The sequence below is a fragment of the Streptococcus sp. CP1998 genome, from assembly GCF_041026655.1.
Classification (GTDB): Bacteria; Bacillota; Bacilli; order Lactobacillales; family Streptococcaceae; genus Streptococcus; species Streptococcus dentalis.
On the sequence record NZ_CP163380.1, the window covers coordinates 1455708 to 1473828 of the forward strand.

Consider the following 18121-nt stretch of genomic DNA (forward strand, 5'->3'; position numbering starts at 1 on the left):
TTATTCTTCCTCTTCTGTATCCCAGTCGTCTTTAATAGCGTCTTTGTCGTACGGCAAGACAATGGTAAAGGTAGATCCCTTGCCATATTCACTCTTGGCCCAAATAAAGCCTTTGTGTTGCTTAATGATCTCCTTAGCAATGGCTAGGCCTAGACCAGTCCCACCTTGGGCCCGGCTACGCGCCTTATCCACTCGGTAAAAGCGATCAAAAATGCGAGGCAAGTCTTTCTTGGGAATTCCCAAGCCCTCATCTGAGATGGAGATAATCAACTGGGCATCAGTTGTTCTCATCCCTACCTTAATCTTTCCACCATCAGGTGAGTACTTGATGGCATTGTTCAAGATATTGTCGATCACCTGGGTCATTTTATCCGTATCAATTTCAACCCAGATCGGTGTGATCGGGTATTCCCGGATCAGTTCATACTTCTTGGTATCTTCTTGCGATTGACTCTTGATCTTATCAAATCGGTTTAAAATAAAGGTGATAAAGGCCGTAAAGTTGGTCAACTCGATGTCCAACTGACTGGTTTCATTATCAATTCGTGACAAGCTCAATAGATCTGTGACCATACGCATCATGCGGTTGGTTTCATTGAGTGAAACCTTGACAAAATCTGGTGCTACTGGCTCTGACAAAGCGCCATCGTCTAGGGCTTCCAGATAGGATTTCACACTGGTCAAAGGTGTCCGTAATTCATGACTCACATTGGAGACGAAGAGGCGACGTTCCCGCTCTTCCTTGTCCTGCTCTGTCGTATCGTGCAAGACAGCTACCAGACCAGAGATAAAACCTGACTCGCGACGAATCAAGGCAAAGCGCACACGAAGACTTAAGTATTCCCCATTTTCATCCTGGGAATCAATGGTCAACTCTGGTACTTCTGTAATCAAGCTTCGCAAATCATAGTCATCTCCAAGCGAAAGCAAATCCAGAATACTGGTATTGAGCACCTCATCTGGATTAACGTTCAATTGCTTGGCTGCCATTTCATTGACCATGATGATCTGACCACGTCTGTTGGTCGCAAGTACCCCATCTGTCATGTAAGAAAGAATACTGGTCAAACGCTTGGTTTCTTGTTCCAAGTTTTCATGCGTCAGGCGAATAACTTCAGACAGATCATTGATACTATTGGTCATATCCGTCAGTTCTGGACTTCCTTGCATATCGACCACTTCGGAATAATCCCCTGCAATCAGATCCTTAATTTTAGCGTTTAATTGTCTGAGCTTGATATTGTCCCTACGGTTTTCCAGCAAAAGCAAGGCAACCACAATGATAAACCCAACCGTAATCAGCACAAAGACAAAGTTCGACGACATGACAAATTGTTTTAGTTGATCAATCATTGTTTCTCATATAATATCCAACACCACGGCGGGTCAAGATATATTCTGGACGTCCCGGTGTGTCCTCGATTTTTTCACGCAAACGACGAACCGTCACGTCCACCGTCCGAACATCACCAAAGTAATCATAGCCCCACACCGTCTCAAGAAGATGTTCACGGGTCATCACTTGACCGACATGGGTCGCAAGGTGATAGAGCAACTCAAACTCGCGATGAGTCAAGTCCAATTCTTTGTTGCCTTTTCGAACCAAGAAAGCGTCTGGAAGAATGTGAAGATCGCCAATGACAATTTCTGTATCGGCATCTTTTTCAAACTGAGGATCAGCCGCAAACTCCGAACGACGCAACAAGGCTTTCACACGCGCTTGTAATTCCCGATTAGAGAAAGGTTTGGTCACATAGTCATCCGCCCCGATTTCAAGCCCGATGACCTTATCAAATTCCGTATCCTTAGCAGATAGGACAATGATGGGCACATTGCTGGTCTTACGAATCGTCCGCGCCACTTCCAAGCCATCAATCTCTGGCAACATCAAATCTAGAATAATAACATCTGGGTTTTCAGCTGAAAAGACTTCTAAAGCTTCCCGCCCATCAAAGGCCGTTAAAACTTCATATCCCTCTTTTGCCATGTTAAATTTGATAATATCTGAAATTGGTTTTTCATCATCAACTACTAATATTCTTTTCATCTTACATACCTGTTTCTAATGCAACTTTTCCTTATCAATCTCTATCTTCTTATTATATCAAACTTATGAAGAAATGTGGAGTCTCAATTGCTGGACTTTCCAGGAAGAAAAAGCAAAAAGACTGAGATCATTACATCTCAATCTTTTTATTTTTTCATTATTTCTCAACACGTGATTTGTTGGAGATATCAGCTAGGATTGCTGCTACATACTCATCATGTTTAAACATTAAAACGGTATCTACTTTCAGAGGAGATATCGTTTTTCTTCTTCGGATAAGGATACAAAAATTTCTGCCTTCACTATCTTTTAAATTGATTGAGTTCTTCAGAGAAAGACTGTAAACTTTTTGATATAATATCAAGGATAGACTGATGGATATTTAAAAAATTATGTTCAAAAGAATGACAGGTGAGAATTAAAAATATGTCAGTTTAGACAGAGGTCTCTCTACCATCGTCTATGCAGAAACAAGATTATATGAAATAAAAGGAGCAACCAATGACCGGAAACTATTCAACACGTGAATACCGTGAGAAATTATATGATGACCTTCATGTTCGATTAAGAGATACAGTGATTTTGATGTGTGCGATTTTTATTGCCTCTATCGGACTAAATATGAATTCAACAGCTGTCATTATTGGAGCCATGCTGATTTCTCCTCTTATGACCCCGATTGTTGGACTGGGATTCGGTTTAGCTATTTTTGATACGCGTTTAATCAAGCAATCTCTAAAGGTTTTATTTACTCAAGTATTGGTCAGCTTGCTTGTCTCGACTCTGTATTTCTGGATTTCTCCCTTATCTTATGCAAGTAGCGAGCTGATTGCACGAACCTCTCCAACCATTTGGGATGTTCTCATTGCTTTTGCTGGTGGGATAGCAGGTGTCATTGGTTCAAGGAAAAAAGAAGCAAACAATATCGTGCCAGGAGTAGCCATTGCAACAGCTCTGATGCCACCTATCTGTACTGCAGGCTATGGTTTAGCTAATGGAAATGTACGATTTTTATTTGGAGCTCTCTATCTTTTCTTGATCAACTGTGTCTTTATCATGCTAACCAACATTGTTGGAACAAGAATTTTGATGAGAAAATCTCCCTTAAGTTCATTTAAAGAGCTAAACATTAAAATGAGAATTGGGTTGATATCCTTGATTGTATTATTGATTCTTCCGGCCAGCTATTCAGCAGTCACTCTGACGATAGATCAAGCACGAAAAGAAGGGATTAAACAGTTTGTAGGCAAAGAGTTCTCTAATCATACGATCATTAATCAAGTCTACAAGTCAAGTAGCAATGAATTAGTCTTGACAGTTGTTGGAGATCCGATTTCAGAAGAAGAATTAGAAACAATTCGCCAAAAGCAAGCCTCTTACGGTATTCAATCTGTTCAATTGAAAGTCAATCAAGTCCATAATTCGACAAAATTAGATAGTGAGATGACCAAGGAATTTTATGAAACCATTAACAAGTATATCGATCAAAAACTCTCTGAAAAAGATTCTCAAAAAGATCTCGTAAAAGAAAATGAAGCAGACAAGGATTGAGGATATTGACCTTATCTAACTCGAGGAAGCAAATCTTGGGAGGATATCCTATATCCAAAAGTTAGTGGATAGAAAGAATTGTTGATGAGGATACTATTTGTGGTGGTTTGACAGATCACTACTAGCTCAGCTTAATCAAAATGTAAAAAAGCAACAACTATTTCAGTTGTTGCTTTTTAGGTGGCTGAGATTTTGTTCTAGGTTAAATGGTTTATTTCTCAACACGGGATTTATTTGCAATATCTGCAAGAATCAATTCTACAAATGCATCCACTGACATGGTTTCTGTTTCTTTTTGACCATAACGACGTACGTTTACAGCCTTGTCTTCCATTTCCTTGTCACCAACAATCAATTGGTAAGGAATTTTTTGAGTTTGTGAAGCACGGATCTTGAACTGCATTTTTTCATTGCGTTCATCCACATCTGCACGAACACCACGGTCACGAAGTTTCTTAGCCACTTCCCAAGCATAGTCCACGTGTTTTTCGTTCGATACTGGGATAAGGGTTACTTGGTGAGGAGCAAGCCAGGTTGGGAAAGCTCCCTTGTAGTTTTCAATCAAGATCGCAGTAAAGCGTTCCATCGTTGAGATAACCCCACGGTGGATCATAACTGGACGGTGTTCTTCTCCATCTGCTCCAATGTAATGAAGATCAAAGCGTTCTGGAAGCAAGAAGTCCAATTGGATGGTAGAAAGGGTTTCTTCTTTACCAAGAGCTGTTTTCACTTGGATATCCAATTTTGGTCCGTAGAAGGCTGCTTCCCCTTCAGCTTCATAGTACTCAACACCCATATCATCAACAGCGGCTTTCAACATGCGTTGAGCATTTTCCCACATTTCATCGTTGTCAAAGTATTTGTGTTTGTCTTCAGGATCACGGTAAGACAAGCGGAAACGGTAATCTGTCAAGTTAAAGTCTTCATACACATCGATGATCAATTGAAGGATCTTCTTGAATTCTTCCTCGATTTGTTCTGGAGCTACAAAGGTATGACCATCATTCAGAGACATTTCACGGACACGTTGAAGACCAGTCAAAGCACCAGATTTTTCATAACGGTGCATCATACCGATTTCAGCGATACGGATTGGCAATTCACGGTAAGAGTGCACATGGTGTTTGTAGACTTCAATGTGGTGAGGGCAGTTCATTGGACGAAGAACAAACTCTTCTCCATCCCCCATATCCATTGGTGGGAACATGTCTTCGCGGTAGTGATCCCAGTGACCTGAAGTTTTATAAAGTTCTACAGAAGCAATTGGTGGAGTGTAGACGTGTTGGTAGCCTGCTGCTACTTCTTTATCAACGATGTAGCGTTCCAACTCACGACGGATGGTCGCACCATTTGGCAACCAGAATGGAAGACCTTGACCAACTTCTTGAGAAATCATGAAGAGATCCAATTCTTTACCAAGCTTACGGTGGTCACGTTCTTTAGCTTCTTCACGCATTTGGAGATAGTTCTTCAAGTCTTTCTTGTCAAACCAAGCAGTACCATAGATCCGTTGCATCATCGCGTTGTCGCTATTTCCACGCCAGTAAGCACCTGCTACATTGAGAAGGTGGAAGATTTGGATGCGACCAGTTGATGGGACGTGTGGCCCACGGCAAAGGTCAACGTATTCACCTTGACGATAGATGGTCAAACCACCTTCGTCATCTGAGTGTTCTTCAATCAATTCCAATTTGTATGGATCATTTTTGAAGATTTCACGCGCTTGGTCTTTAGTCACTTCTTCACGGATTGATGGGAAGTTTTCCTTCACGATTTTCTTCATTTCTTCTTCGATACGAGGAAGGTCTTCGTTAGAGATTTGACCCGCTTGGTTATCTGTATCGTAGTAGAAACCATCTTCGATCGCTGGACCAACACCCAAGTAAATATCTGGGAAGAGGCGACGAGCTGCTTGTGCAAACAAGTGTGCCGCTGAGTGACGCAAGATTGGAAGAGCATCTTCGTGATCAGGTGTCACGATTTCAATGCTTCCATCTTCAGTAATGGCACGAGTTGTGTCAATCAATTTGCCGTTGAATTTACCAGCAAGGGCTTTTTTAGCCAAAGAATTGCTGATAGATTGAGCAATTTCAAAAGTAGTAACGCCAGATTCGAATTCACGAACAGCGCCATCTGGGAAAGTAATCTTAATCATGATTTTCTCCTTATAAAGTTTTTAGTAGCTAAATGGGTGGGAGGTGTCTTTGAACATTGGAATCGTCACTCCTTTTGATTTCCTCATTAAAAAATCAAAAAAGCGACCTCCTCGAAAGGACGTCGCAACGTGGTTCCACCTTCATTTATGTTCCTCAAAAAAGAGGGACACCTCTGATTGGCTCTAACGTAGCCACCGTTTTATGTTTGCATAAAAGAATCACGAGTAGTCCCAAACCTATCCTCTACGCGATTTCCAGCCCCACGCGCTCTCTATCAGATTTCCTAGATTTGATATGTCTCTGTCAGTTATTATAGCACGATTGAAAAATTTTGCAAGAAAAAGTTTCATTTTCAATCAAAGAAATGTGTGATTTTACGGATTTTCTTCACTTGTTTGACCGAAGCCTTCATCATTTTCACAGATCCATTGACCGGAAGAGCAATCACCTTGGTCGGTATTTTCACAATGGTCTTAGACATCCGCTTGACCCGACTTTGTTCAGGATTCAAATCATTTGAGAAGTCTTTAGAGATGATTTTATCCAGGTAAAATTCGTAGACCCGACGGCCAAAGGTTGCTGCAGAAATATCATCGATCTTTTCCGCCCACTTGGTTTCATCAATTGCAGGCATCTCGTCAATCGCTTCAAGAATTGCTTGGGCCAGATCGCTCTCCTCATAAAAGAGCTTTCCAAACATAGGGTCATCAATCACATGTTCGAGATAAGGATTGCCATGAGCAATAATCGGGGTACCACTAGCAATACTCTCTAAATAGGTCAAACCTTGCGTCTCACTCGTTGAAGCTGAAATAAAGAAGTCAGCCGCCTTATAGTAGAGAGCTGTTTCATTGGGTGGGATCATCCCTGTAAAGACAACCGCATCTGAAATCCCCAGTTTCGCTGCCTGTTTTTTCAAATCATCCAAATAAGGACCATCTCCAGCGACAATCAACTTAACTTTTTGATTGACCTTTAAGACGTCTGGAAGGGCCGCAATAACAGCCTGAATATTCTTTTCATAAGAAACCCGCGAAAGGCTCAATAGAAGCGTTTCATCTTCTGCTACTTCATATTTTTCACGAAGAGCTGCTGTCTCTGTCGGAGTAATTTCCGGTCGGTCAAACTTGGCCAAATCAATCCCTGTCGGAATAATGCGTTTTTCTGCCTTAACCTTGTACTTTTGGAGCAAGTCATAGACGATCTCGCTTGGACAGATCACTCCGTCCAAATCATTCATATAGCTTCTCACAATGTATTTGACCATACTTGGGCGAATGACCATGCCTCTCGCAATATAGCGGACATAATCCTCATACTGGGTATGGTAGGTATGAATGACAGGAATCCTCAACTCACGTCCAATCCATACTCCTAAAAGTCCCAGTGAAAACTCAGTCTGGGTATGGATAATATCCAGCTGGTATTGCTTGGCAATGGCAAGCGCCTTTGAGAAGCCACGATAAGCGACCCGACGGTCCTTAAAGGCGAAGAAAGGCACACTTGGAATTCGAATAATCTGCCAATCTTCATAGCGGTTGACATCTTTATCCGTTGTCGTAAAGATAAAGACCGTGTGACCCAATTTTTCTAATTCTGTTTTGAGCGTCCGAATACTGGTCGCCACTCCCGAAACTTGCGGGAAATAGGTATCTGTAAATAACCCTACACGCATCTTACATCTCCAAAACTGTTTGATAGGCTTCGACCAATTGATGTGCCACTAAGTCGATCGAACGACTTTCAGCGACCTTGTAGCCCGCCTCTCGCTTGTCTACTTGTCCGTTCAAGACCTTATTCAAGGAATCCACAAATTCGTCTACATTGTGGCACAATTCAGATGACATCTCGTCGATCCAGCCATTGTATACTGGAATATCCCTCAAGACCGTGTGCTGATGACTGGCCAAGGCTTCCAAAACAACGATACCTTCTGTTTCTTCATAAGAAGGGAAAAAGAAAGCATCTGAACCCGTCATGGCCCCTTGGAAGACCGCTCCCTTGAAGTAGCCAGGGAATTCCACATTACTAGGATGATCCTTTTCCACGATACGACGAATCTTACGCGGAATGATCCATTTGTTGATAGAACCTAGCCAAATAAAGCGCACATCCGGCATGCGACGGGCTACTTCTACAAAGTCTTCGATCCCTTTACGTTTAAAATAAAGCCCGGCACAGATAACAACCTTTTGGCCTTCTTGGATATTAAAATGCTTGCGAAAGACTTCTTCTCTTTTCGGATCCTTCTCATATTTTTCCAAATCAATCCCATTGGAGACCGCAATAATCGGTGTGGTCACCCCATAAGACTGAATCAGGTGTTTGGAATACTCAGATGGTGTGATCACATAGTCTGCCTTTTGGTACATGTGAGCCAAATACTTCCCAAACAAGGGCGCAAAAAAGTTAGACCCGATAAAGGAATTTTCAAAATCCTCACGGGTTGAATGGCCATGCATGATGACTTTCTTTCCACGACGCTTTGCTGCATGGAGCAAAAGGAAACTCCGTGGGCCATAGGTATTGATATGCACCACATCATAATCTCCTAAAATATCTGTCGTATACGGAATACCAGCCAAATCAAGTGCATGCATTTGATGCTGCAAGGCTCGACCAATTCCTGATTTTTGTAAGACGGATTTTCCTTCTAAATACAGTAAAACTTTCATACCTTCTATTATACCGAAATAAAGAGTGCCCAGCAAGTCTCTACCTGTTTGCAGTATAAAAAAGAGGCTAGAACAGTTCTGTTCTAACCTCTCAGACTAGTAGACACGTCTTCCCAAGTCGAGACTCTATTCTACTAATCCTTATTTTTTGGTCGTTCCACGTTGGTTGATCGTATGAGACAACAGTACCTCGCGTTCTTCCAACTCTTCTTTGTGCATGATCTTGGTCAACATACGCATACTGATTGCACCAAGGTCATACAAAGGTTGGCCAATCGTTGATAGATTTGGACGCGTGTAACGAGTTACTTGTGAATCATCGCTGGTGATAATTTCAAAGTCTTCTGGTACCTTGATCCCTTTATCAGACAAACCGTTCAAGAGACCTGCAACCAATTCATCACCTGTTACAAAGGCGACTGTTGCTTTCGATGCAATGATGCGTTCTGCCAAGTTATATCCTTCATCGTAACGGTACTTGGATTCAAACACAAGTCCTTCGCTATAGCTCAATTTTTTCGCTTTCAAAGCTTCTTTGTAGCCTGTCAAACGAATTTTTCCATTAATATCATCCACCAATGGGCCGCTTACAAAAGCAATTTTCTTGTTGTGTTTTGCCAACTGTGTAACAGCATCAACGGTTGCTTGCTTGTAGTCAATATTGACACTTGGTAATTGGTGTTCAACATCCACTGTCCCAGCAAGGACAACCGGCGTACGAGAGCGTGAAAATTCTGAGCGAATCTTTTCTGTCAAATGATAGCCCATGAAAATGATGCCATCCACTTGTTTTGAAAAAAGGTTGTTTACCACTGAAACTTCTTTGTCATCGTCTTCATCGCTATTTGCAAGAACAATATTGTACTTGTACATTTCAGCAATGTCATCGATCCCCTTAGCCAATGTAGAGAAATAGCTGTTCGTGATGTTTGGAATAACAACACCGACTGTTGTGGTTTTCTTGCTGGCAAGACCACGCGCAACAGCATTTGGACGGTAATCCAAGCGTTCGATCACTTCTAATACTTTTTTACGTGTATTTTCTTTAACGTTCTTATTTCCATTCACTACACGACTAACGGTTGCCATTGAAACCCCTGCTTCACGGGCGACATCATAAATCGTTACTGTATCGTCTGTATTCATAAGATTTCCTTTCATTATTGAAAATTTCGTTTTCACTCTCTAATTAATCCTATTTTATCATGGATTGTAAACACTTTCAAGTATTTTGGTAAAATTTTGTAAACTCTTGCTTTTTTGGGGAAAATTTGACAAAATAGATCCATAGAAAGAAGGTAGCATTATGTCTAAATTAGATCAAATCGTCGATTTTCTTGAAACTGAAAAAACAGATGTCGCTGTTGTATCCGATCCTGTCACCATCAATTACTTGACTGGATTTTACAGTGATCCCCACGAACGTCAACTCTTCTTGTTCGTTTACACTGACCATGAACCACTTCTCTTCGTTCCTGCACTTGAAGTGGAACGGGCGACTGCAGTTGTCGATTTCCAAGTGGTTGGCTATGTGGATTCTGAAAATCCATGGGAAAAGATTAAAGGGGCTATCGCAAAACCAGATGCTAAAACCGTTGCACTTGAATATGATAACTTGATCCTTACCAAATACAATGGCTTGCGTACTGTCTTTGAAAAAGCAACATTTACCAACTTGACACCACGGATTAACCGGATGCGCTTGATCAAATCTGCTGATGAGATCCAAAAAATGTTGGTGGCTGGTCAATATGCAGATAAGGCTGTCAATATGGGATTCGACGCCATCTCACTGGATAAAACAGAAACTGATATCGTAGCAGAAATCGACTTTGGTATCAAACGATTGGGTTATGAAATGAGCTTTGAAACCATGGTCTTGACTGGAAATAATGCAGCTAACCCACACGGAATTCCAGGAAGCAACAAAGTCGAAAATGATGCTCTCTTGCTCTTTGACCTTGGCTGTATGGTCAATGGTTATGCGTCAGATATGACTCGTACTGTTGCGGTTGGGAAACCAGATGATTTCAAAAAAGAAATCTACCACTTGACTTTAGAAGCTCAACAAGCAGCCATTGACATGATCAAACCAGGTGTAACAGCTCACGACGTCGATCGTGCTGCACGCAGCGTCATCGAAAAAGCTGGCTATGGTGAATACTTCAACCACCGCCTCGGACACGGGATCGGAATGGATGTGCATGAATTCCCTTCTATTATGGAAGGAAATGACATGGTTATCGAAGAAGGAATGTGCTTCTCAGTCGAACCAGGAATCTATATCCCAGGTAAAGTCGGTGTCCGTATCGAAGACTGTGGCTATGTGACAAAAAATGGCTTTGGACTCTTTACAGAAACTAGCAAAGATTTGCTATATTTTGATTAAGATAGAAAAGGAGATTGTTTTATGATTGTTTGGCGTGGTAAAGGCTTGCTCGTTGTACTTGCTTTATTTATTGGAGGAGCTGTCTCCAACCTTGCTATTTATGTCCTTCATTTTAATGTCGCTAATCGAGTTCATGGCTTTCTGATGGGGATCATGTTTAGCCTATTTACAGCAGCCACAAATTATTTATTAACAAAAAGATTTGTTTCAGATGAAGTTCGTTATCTTATTGATGAAGAGACAGGGCAACGAATCGCTTACCGTGATTCTTCTTCTTTCATGTTTATTCCCAATCGCTATTGGACCTGGATCTTCTTAGGTTTATCCCTCATTCCATTATTAGTGTCCTTCATCAATTAATAAAAAAATTTCAGTATCTAAGGTACTGAAATTTTTTATTTTAACGTATCTATCAATGAATCAGCAAGTTCCTATCGGTAACTTTCTCTCTTGCTTACCAGAGATTGATAGCTTCTGTTTATTGGACTAAGAGGCTACTTCCATCTTCATTTTAGCTTCTTTCACTACTTGCTCTAGACTTATTTGTGCCATTTCTTTTTCCATGGCCAGCTGAATCTCTTCCAGCTTCCCATCTAGAACGTCATGGATGCTATTTCCAATTGGACAAGCAGGATTTGGATGTTCATGGAAGCCAAATAATTGACCTGTCGAACCTAAGCATTCTACCGCTTGATAGATATCCAGCAGGCTGATCTCATCGGCTGCTTTTGCGAGCTCAGCTCCGCCTGTCCCACGCGCTACATGGATTAATCCGGCTTTCTTCAACTGAGACAAGGTCTTTCGAATAATAACAGGGTTCACGCCGACACTTCCTGCCAAAAAATCACTGGTTACTTTTGTTTTTTCTCCTTGTAGAGCAATCATGATCAAGACATGAGTCCCAATGGTAAAGCGACTCGAAATTTGCATAACTTCACTCCTTTCTACCCGTTTTGAAGGTAGAGTCTATTGAACAACCGTCAAGAGACGACTTTCGTTATTCCTATTATACTCTTTTTAGTTGTAATGTCAACAGTTACACTATTGAAAGAAGTCCTCTAGCCAAGCATCGATTTCTCGATCATGACCTTCTCTCTGCTCAATTTCATGAAGGAGCTCATGATTGTGGGTATGATGAATGCCATTGACCAAACTTTCATAATACACTTGGTAATAAGGAAGATGGAGGTCTTTTGCAAGTTGCAGTTCTTTTTGGACATCATAGTCCACCCGTCTAAAATCTACATCTTTTAACCCCATTTGATCAAATTCAAGAATAGCATACATGGCCCGAAGGTCCTTGCGAAGATTCTTTTCTAAAAAGAAAGGTTGACCGATCGAGCCAGGATTGATAATCAGTTCTCCTCCTGTCCCATAGCGGAAAAACTGCTGGTGAATGTGTCCGTAGACTGCAATATCACAAGACGGGTTTGTCACCAAACGATCAAAATCCTTCTGCTCACCAATATGGATCAATTCGCGACCCCAATTCTTATCAGGTAAGTGGTGGGTAATGCCGATCTTTAAACCTGCGATTTCTCTATGGACTTGCATGGGCATTTTCTGCATGTCTTCAATTTCCTGGGGCGTGATTTCTTCCAGAATATATTGACACTGGCGCATGAGGTAGCGATGACTGGATCTAGTCTCATCCAACATCCCCCTCATAGCCCGCCAAAGACTATCTTCCCAGTTTCCAAGGACTTTGACCGTAATAGGTAACTCCTCTAACAGCTCCAAGAGGGCCCGTCTCCCTGTTCCAGGCATCAAACTATCTCCTAAGAGCCAATATTCATCCATCTTGGCTTTTCGACTATCCTCTAGGACAGCTTCCAATGCTGTCGTATTTCCATGAATATCTGAAAGTAAAGCAATTTTAGTCATGATCTTCTCCTTCTCTCCATTATAACAAAGAGAAGAAAAACTTCCACCCAAAGGTGAAAGTTTTATGAACATTCCATGCTGCTAGAAATGAAAAATAAGGCTAGAGGGCCTGTCGCTATCAGCTACAGGCTTTGTATCTTAGTGAATTGCGCCAGGATGAGAGAGGATCGATACTATCCTCCCGAAGAGTTAGTAATTCGTGTAGGCAAGCCACCATAGTGCTTGCCGTTACACGAATTGAACACGCCCTAAATGCTGGGTGAAAAACGCAAACTGTAATAGTACTAACTTCAAAGGCACAGTAGCTGATTGGATTTTTCTCTCGCTTTAAGAGCTCGGAAAAATCCTAATCAGCCTTGTGGGGGCAGGACAACGAAGCATTCTATACAACAGTGCTTCTGTCCTGCTCCCTATTTTCCTTTGAGTTGCTTAACGGCTTTGTATCTTAGTCTACTGATTTGAGGGCTTCGAGCATGTCTACTTTTCGGAGATAATGGTCAACATAAATTCCTAACAGGATCAAGAGAAGGAGCATTCCTCCGACAGGAAAGAGAAAAACGCCAAGTCCCACTTTAGGGTAAAAGAGAATGGCATCTGGTGCTATCATGGCAATGAGGAATTGATGAAGATAATAGCCACCTCCTAATCCAATGAGGATCCCTATGATAGACAATAAGATGGTTTCGCGGTAAATATAGAGCGTCACTTCCTTATTATGGAATCCTAAGACCTTAATGGTCGATAATTCCCGGATCCGCTCTGCCACATTGATATTGGTTAAATTATACAAGATCACGATAGCTAGCAAGATCGATACGACTACCAGAATCATCATAGTGGTGTCCAAGGATTTGGCAACTGAGTTAAAGAGGGAAATCATCGAAGCATTCTGACTAACCGCCTTCACAGCTGCAAGATCCATCAGATCTTGACTGACAGTCTGCACTTGTTGTGTAGAAGGATTTTTCAACTTCAGCAAATAGCTATTTGCTGAAGTCTGCTTTCCGTAGATTTTTTGGTAACTTGCTTGATCCATATAGATAAAATGGCCGACATAATTTTCAGTGATCCCTGCTACCTTAAAAGTATGGTCATCTAAGGTCAGTCGATCGCCAACTGTAACCCTAGCTAGTTGTGCTAGCTTACTACTGATGATGACTCCTTTCTTGAGAGACAAGGGCTCTCCTTGTTTGAGAGAACGCAGGCTGACAAAGGGAGAAAAATCTGTACGATCTGTTACCATCATCGTAATGGTCTGCTTGTCGCGTCCACCCTTTAAAGATGCTTCGACGACCTTACTATAGATCGGTCGATAATCTTTGATATCTGATTTTTCCAGACGATTGGTTAGTTCCTTGCTTTCTCGGCTTGATGCATTCGTTTTTTTGACTACAATCAACTCATAAGATAGGATCTCTTGAAATTGGCGTTTAGAAACACCTCCTACAGAGGATTGAATTCCTAGCCCTGCGAAGAGAAGAGCAACAGAACCTGCCACTCCAAAAATGGTCATCAGCATCCGTTGTTTGTAACGAAAGAGATTACGAGCAGTGACCTTGTGGGTGAAACTCAGACGCTTCCAAATAAAATGGAGACGCTCTATGAAAATCTTCGAACCGGATACCGGTGGTTTAGGAAGCAATAGAAGATTGGCCTCTTCTTTTAATTCCTTACGCGAAACCCAGTAAGCCGGAAGCACACTCGCAACGAAAGACAGTCCGAGCGCAATTAGAGTCATATCCCCATAAAAATACTCTCTGCTCTCTCCAATCACCATCCCTTGCGTGATAATGTTGGAAATGATCCCCGATAGGAAATAATGGCCCAGCAAGGTTCCTAGAAGGGTACCGATCGTCCCTGCAAAGAATCCATAGAGAACAAATTTGAGAATGATGTCCCTGGTACGATAACCCAGCGCCTTAAAAATACCTGCATTGGTTCGCTCTTCATCGACAAAGCGGGTCATCGTGGTAAAGGTCACCATGGCGGCTACTAGATAAAGAACAACCGGAAAAATATTTCCGACAGCGGAAATACTGCTACTGGCATTGCTATACATCAGGTAACCTTGTCCACCTGGCATGGTCTTGCGGTCATAGACATGATAAGTTGGAATCTCCAGCTGATCTCGCTCCCTTTGGGCTTTTTTTAGCTCCTCCTCTTTTTTTGCAAGCTCCGTTTCACCTGTAGCCCAGTCTTTCTTTTTCTGATCCAGTTGTTCTTTGGCTTGATGGATCTTTTCTTGACTGGCTGCTTGCTCTTTAGCTGGCAGAAATGGAGCTAGTTCCTTGAACTGGGCCTCCTGCAAATCTAATTGCTGTTGATCCTGATCGATCTGACTCTTGGCTGACTGGAGTGTTCCCTTGGCACGACTGAGTTCTTTCTGGCCTTTTTGAATCTGCCCATCAGCCTCCTGCTTGAGTCTTTGATAGCGGGCCTTTCCATTGTCTTTCAGAAGTTTTTCTAACTCTTCTTGATGAGCTTCGAGCCGTTTTTGGTAGACTTGCGAAAAAGAATCTAAAGACCTCAGATCATCAAACTGGATCCGCGCCATCGCGGGAAGTTTGGTGGTGAAGACTTCTTTTGAAACCAGAGCATAGGCATCCAGATTCCCACTGCCACTCATGGCAGTGCCTAAATTCTTTTGAGACCACATCTCAGAGGATTGTACAAAGCCAACAATGGTAAATTGCTTTCGCTTTAAACTAGAGCGAGTTCCAGCCTTTTCTTCAAGTGTGAGGGTATCCCCTATCTGATAGCGATCCTCCCAAAAACTCGCTAGGGCCAGTTCCCCTTCTTTTTTGGGCAGGCGCCCCTTGGTCACACGAAAAGAAGAAAGGCTCTTTGGAGGAGAAAAAAGTCGAATCGCCTCTCCTGTTCCTTTCACCGTCAGATCCAGCAGTAAACCAAATTCGACACGCGCTCCTTTGACTCCTAAAAGTTCCTCTTGGTCTGCCTGATCTAATCCCAAGTCCCCCATGACAGCAAGATCTAGCATCTTTTGTTGCTGAATAAACTGGTTAGCCGTTCGGTGCATATTTGGAGTGGTCACCTTTAAGCCAACTAAGGCCAAGCTTCCCAATAACATCAAGGTTAAGATGGAGAGAAAACGTCCTTTTGAATGTGTAAAGGAAGCAAATAGATCCTTCCAATAGACTTTTCGTTTCATGCTACCACCTCTTCTAATACTCTAGTGTAGCAATATCTTGAGGAAATTCATTGATTTCTACCGACTTGACCTTGGCATCATGCATGCGAATCACACGGTCTGCAATCGGAGCTAGGGCACCATTATGGGTTACGATGATGACCGTCGCTCCCTTTTTTCGAGACATATCCTGTAAAATCCCCAATACTTGCTTACCCGTCTGGTAATCCAAGGCTCCCGTTGGCTCATCACAAAGGAGAATTTTAGGGTTCTTCGCCACTGCCCGAGCAATCGCCACTCGTTGTTGCTCTCCCCCTGACAATTGGGCAGGAAAATGATCAAGACGATTGCCAAGTCCTACTTCTTTTAAAACAGCTTCCGAATCTAGAGCATCAGAAACAATTTCTGAAGCCAACTCAACATTCTCCTTAGCTGTCAAATTAGGGACCAGATTATAAAATTGAAAGACAAAACCAACATCATCTCGTCGATAATTGGTTCGTTGATGAGCATTGAGCTTTGCAATATCCACCCCATCAATCAGAACCTGACCCTCGTCATTGGTGTCCATCCCTCCTAAGATATTGAGGACCGTTGATTTTCCAGCTCCTGAAGCTCCTAAAATAATGACCAACTCACCTTTTTCAATCTCAAAGGAAACATCCTGGTTAGCGAAAATCTCAGTCTCCCCACTCGTATAGCGCTTGTAACAATGCTGCATTTCGATATAGGCCATTTCTTCTCCTCCCTCCTACTTCCTAACTCTATTATAGTCCTTTTCTGATAGATTACAAAGAAATCGAGGTAGCAGAAAACAAGGTTATCCTAAATTATCATGAACTATTATAAATTTTATGCTATAATTAGAGACAAATTTGATTTATTCTTAGAAAGAAGGCTCATCGTGAGTTTACAACAGTTTGAAAGGAAATCACTTCAAGAAATCAACCAATCTATTGACGTGCCAAAAGGGATCCCTTTTTGGAAGACCCTCCTGCTCTTTTCAGGACCAGGAAGTCTAGTAGCTGTCGGCTATATGGATCCGGGAAACTGGATTACTAGTGTCGTCGGAGGGGCCCAATACCGCTACCTCCTCTTATCAGTGGTTCTTCTCTCATCTTTAATCGCCATGCAGTTGCAACAAATGGCTGGTAAACTAGGGATTGTCCATCGTAAGGATCTGGCCCAAACAACCGCCCATCATTTGCCAAAATGGCTTCGCTATACCCTTTGGATTGTGATCGAGCTTGCCTTGATGGCGACAGATTTGGCTGAAGTCATCGGATCAGGGATTGCCCTCCACCTTCTTTTTGGCTGGCCCTTGCTCTTTTCTATCCTGATCACCATCTTTGATGTCTTCCTATTACTAGGACTCATGCATCTAGGATTTCGAAAGATCGAGGCCATCGTTTCAACCTTGATCCTCACGATCCTTGCAATTTTTGGCTATCTGGTTTTCCTATCGAAACCAGATATCGGAGGAATCTTCGCTGGCTTCCTCCCTCAAAAAGAGGTGCTGGGAATTGGACTTCCAAAAGGAAATGAAGCCTTAACCTTGGCGCTTGGGATCATCGGTGCAACCGTAATGCCTCACAACCTCTATCTCCACTCTTCCATTTCGCAAACACGAAAAGTCGATTACAAGGATCCAGCAGATATCAAACGGGCAGTGCGCTTTATGACCTGGGATTCAAATATTGAATTGAGTTTGGCTTTCGTCGTCAACTCCTCCTCTTGATTCTTGGAGACCCTCTTCTTTGGTCACGGAGATAAGATCGGTGCTTTCTCTAGCATGTACAACGCCCTCAAGGATAACCATATTGCTGGTGCTATCGCCAGTCCCTTCTTGTCCACCCTCTTTGCCATCGCTTTGTTAGCCAGTGGTCAAAATTCAACCATTACCGGGACCCTAACCGGTCAAATCGTTATGGAAGGTTTCTTGAGATTCCGCCTGCCACAATGGGTCGTTCGTCTCATGACTCGGATCATTGCCCTTCTTCCTGTCATCATCGTTGCGATCTTATTTGGAGATCAGGAACATGTCCTCGATGACCTTCTGGTGTATTCTCAAGTCTTCCTATCAGCTGCTCTTCCTTTCTCTATCTTCCCTCTGGTTTATTTCACCTCCAACAAGGAAATCATGGGAGAGCATGTCAATGCGAAATGGAATACGTTCTTAGGATATCTCGTTGCGATTGTCTTAACCATCTTAAATTTCAATTTGATCGTGACAACTTTTATCAAATAAAGAAACCAGCACTTCAACGGTGC

13 protein-coding genes and 1 pseudogene are annotated in these 18121 nt (G+C 42.3%); 4 read left to right on the forward strand and 10 right to left on the reverse strand.

Annotated features, from left to right (window positions below):
* Both vicK and yycF read right to left on the reverse strand, forming a co-directional pair.
* Entirely contained in the window at positions 1–1353 is a 1353-nt protein-coding gene (vicK, locus tag AB4X21_RS07440) for a cell wall metabolism sensor histidine kinase VicK (protein ID WP_003005638.1), read from the reverse strand.
* Positions 1346–2047, reverse strand: a complete 702-nt coding sequence (yycF, locus tag AB4X21_RS07445) for a response regulator YycF (RefSeq protein WP_003005102.1) — start codon at positions 2045–2047, stop codon at positions 1346–1348. The genes vicK and yycF overlap by 8 nt, the downstream gene beginning before the upstream one ends.
* Before the next feature lie 501 nt (positions 2048–2548).
* Here yycF and AB4X21_RS07450 point away from each other — a divergent pair.
* A complete protein-coding gene (locus AB4X21_RS07450; protein WP_320910525.1) occupies positions 2549–3598 on the forward strand; it encodes a DUF389 domain-containing protein in 1050 nt (349 codons plus the stop codon).
* A gap of 211 nt (positions 3599–3809) precedes the next feature.
* Here AB4X21_RS07450 and thrS read toward each other — a convergent pair whose 3' ends face one another.
* From thrS to ccpA, 4 genes are all read right to left on the reverse strand, one after another.
* Positions 3810–5753, reverse strand: coding sequence for a threonine--tRNA ligase (thrS, locus tag AB4X21_RS07455; RefSeq protein WP_320910524.1), 1944 nt, complete (start codon positions 5751–5753; stop codon positions 3810–3812).
* Positions 5754–6106: 353 nt separating this feature from the next.
* Positions 6107–7429, reverse strand: coding sequence for a glycosyltransferase family 4 protein (locus AB4X21_RS07460; protein ID WP_125826745.1), 1323 nt, complete (start codon positions 7427–7429; stop codon positions 6107–6109).
* Between the two features lies 1 nt (position 7430).
* Complete coding sequence (locus AB4X21_RS07465) at positions 7431–8429, reverse strand: glycosyltransferase (RefSeq protein WP_320910523.1); 999 nt, start codon at positions 8427–8429, stop codon at positions 7431–7433.
* Positions 8430–8570: 141 nt separating this feature from the next.
* Entirely contained in the window at positions 8571–9575 is a 1005-nt protein-coding gene (gene ccpA, locus AB4X21_RS07470) for a catabolite control protein A (protein WP_369087745.1), read from the reverse strand.
* A 160-nt stretch (positions 9576–9735) separates the two neighbouring features.
* Here ccpA and AB4X21_RS07475 point away from each other — a divergent pair, with 160 nt between their 5' ends.
* The gene (locus tag AB4X21_RS07475) at positions 9736–10818 is read left to right on the forward strand and encodes a Xaa-Pro peptidase family protein (RefSeq protein ID WP_155172265.1); all 1083 of its coding nucleotides are present in this window, start codon (positions 9736–9738) and stop codon (positions 10816–10818) included.
* Positions 10819–10839: 21 nt separating this feature from the next.
* Positions 10840–11178 (forward strand): hypothetical protein, encoded by a 339-nt coding sequence (locus tag AB4X21_RS07480; RefSeq protein WP_155172268.1) that lies wholly within the window; start codon positions 10840–10842, stop codon positions 11176–11178.
* A gap of 126 nt (positions 11179–11304) precedes the next feature.
* Here the strand turns inward: AB4X21_RS07480 and AB4X21_RS07485 are convergent, their stop codons facing one another.
* The 4 genes from AB4X21_RS07485 to AB4X21_RS07500 all read right to left on the reverse strand — a co-directional run bounded on the left by AB4X21_RS07485 (position 11305) and on the right by AB4X21_RS07500 (position 16586).
* Positions 11305–11748 carry an Rrf2 family transcriptional regulator gene (locus tag AB4X21_RS07485; RefSeq protein ID WP_155172271.1) on the reverse strand — a complete coding sequence of 148 codons (444 nt, stop codon included), beginning with the start codon at positions 11746–11748 and terminating at the stop codon, positions 11305–11307.
* Between the two features lie 111 nt (positions 11749–11859).
* Positions 11860–12702: a metallophosphoesterase gene (locus tag AB4X21_RS07490; RefSeq protein ID WP_155172273.1), complete on the reverse strand. Its 843-nt coding sequence runs from the start codon at positions 12700–12702 to the stop codon at positions 11860–11862.
* Positions 12703–13147: 445 nt separating this feature from the next.
* A complete protein-coding gene (locus tag AB4X21_RS07495) occupies positions 13148–15871 on the reverse strand; it encodes an FtsX-like permease family protein (protein ID WP_320910521.1) in 2724 nt (907 codons plus the stop codon).
* A 13-nt stretch (positions 15872–15884) separates the two neighbouring features.
* Positions 15885–16586 carry an ABC transporter ATP-binding protein gene (locus AB4X21_RS07500; RefSeq protein WP_369087746.1) on the reverse strand — a complete coding sequence of 234 codons (702 nt, stop codon included), beginning with the start codon at positions 16584–16586 and terminating at the stop codon, positions 15885–15887.
* A 168-nt stretch (positions 16587–16754) separates the two neighbouring features.
* Here AB4X21_RS07500 and AB4X21_RS07505 point away from each other — a divergent pair.
* Positions 16755–18098, forward strand: a pseudogene (locus tag AB4X21_RS07505) (Nramp family divalent metal transporter).
* Positions 18099–18121 lie beyond the last annotated feature (23 nt).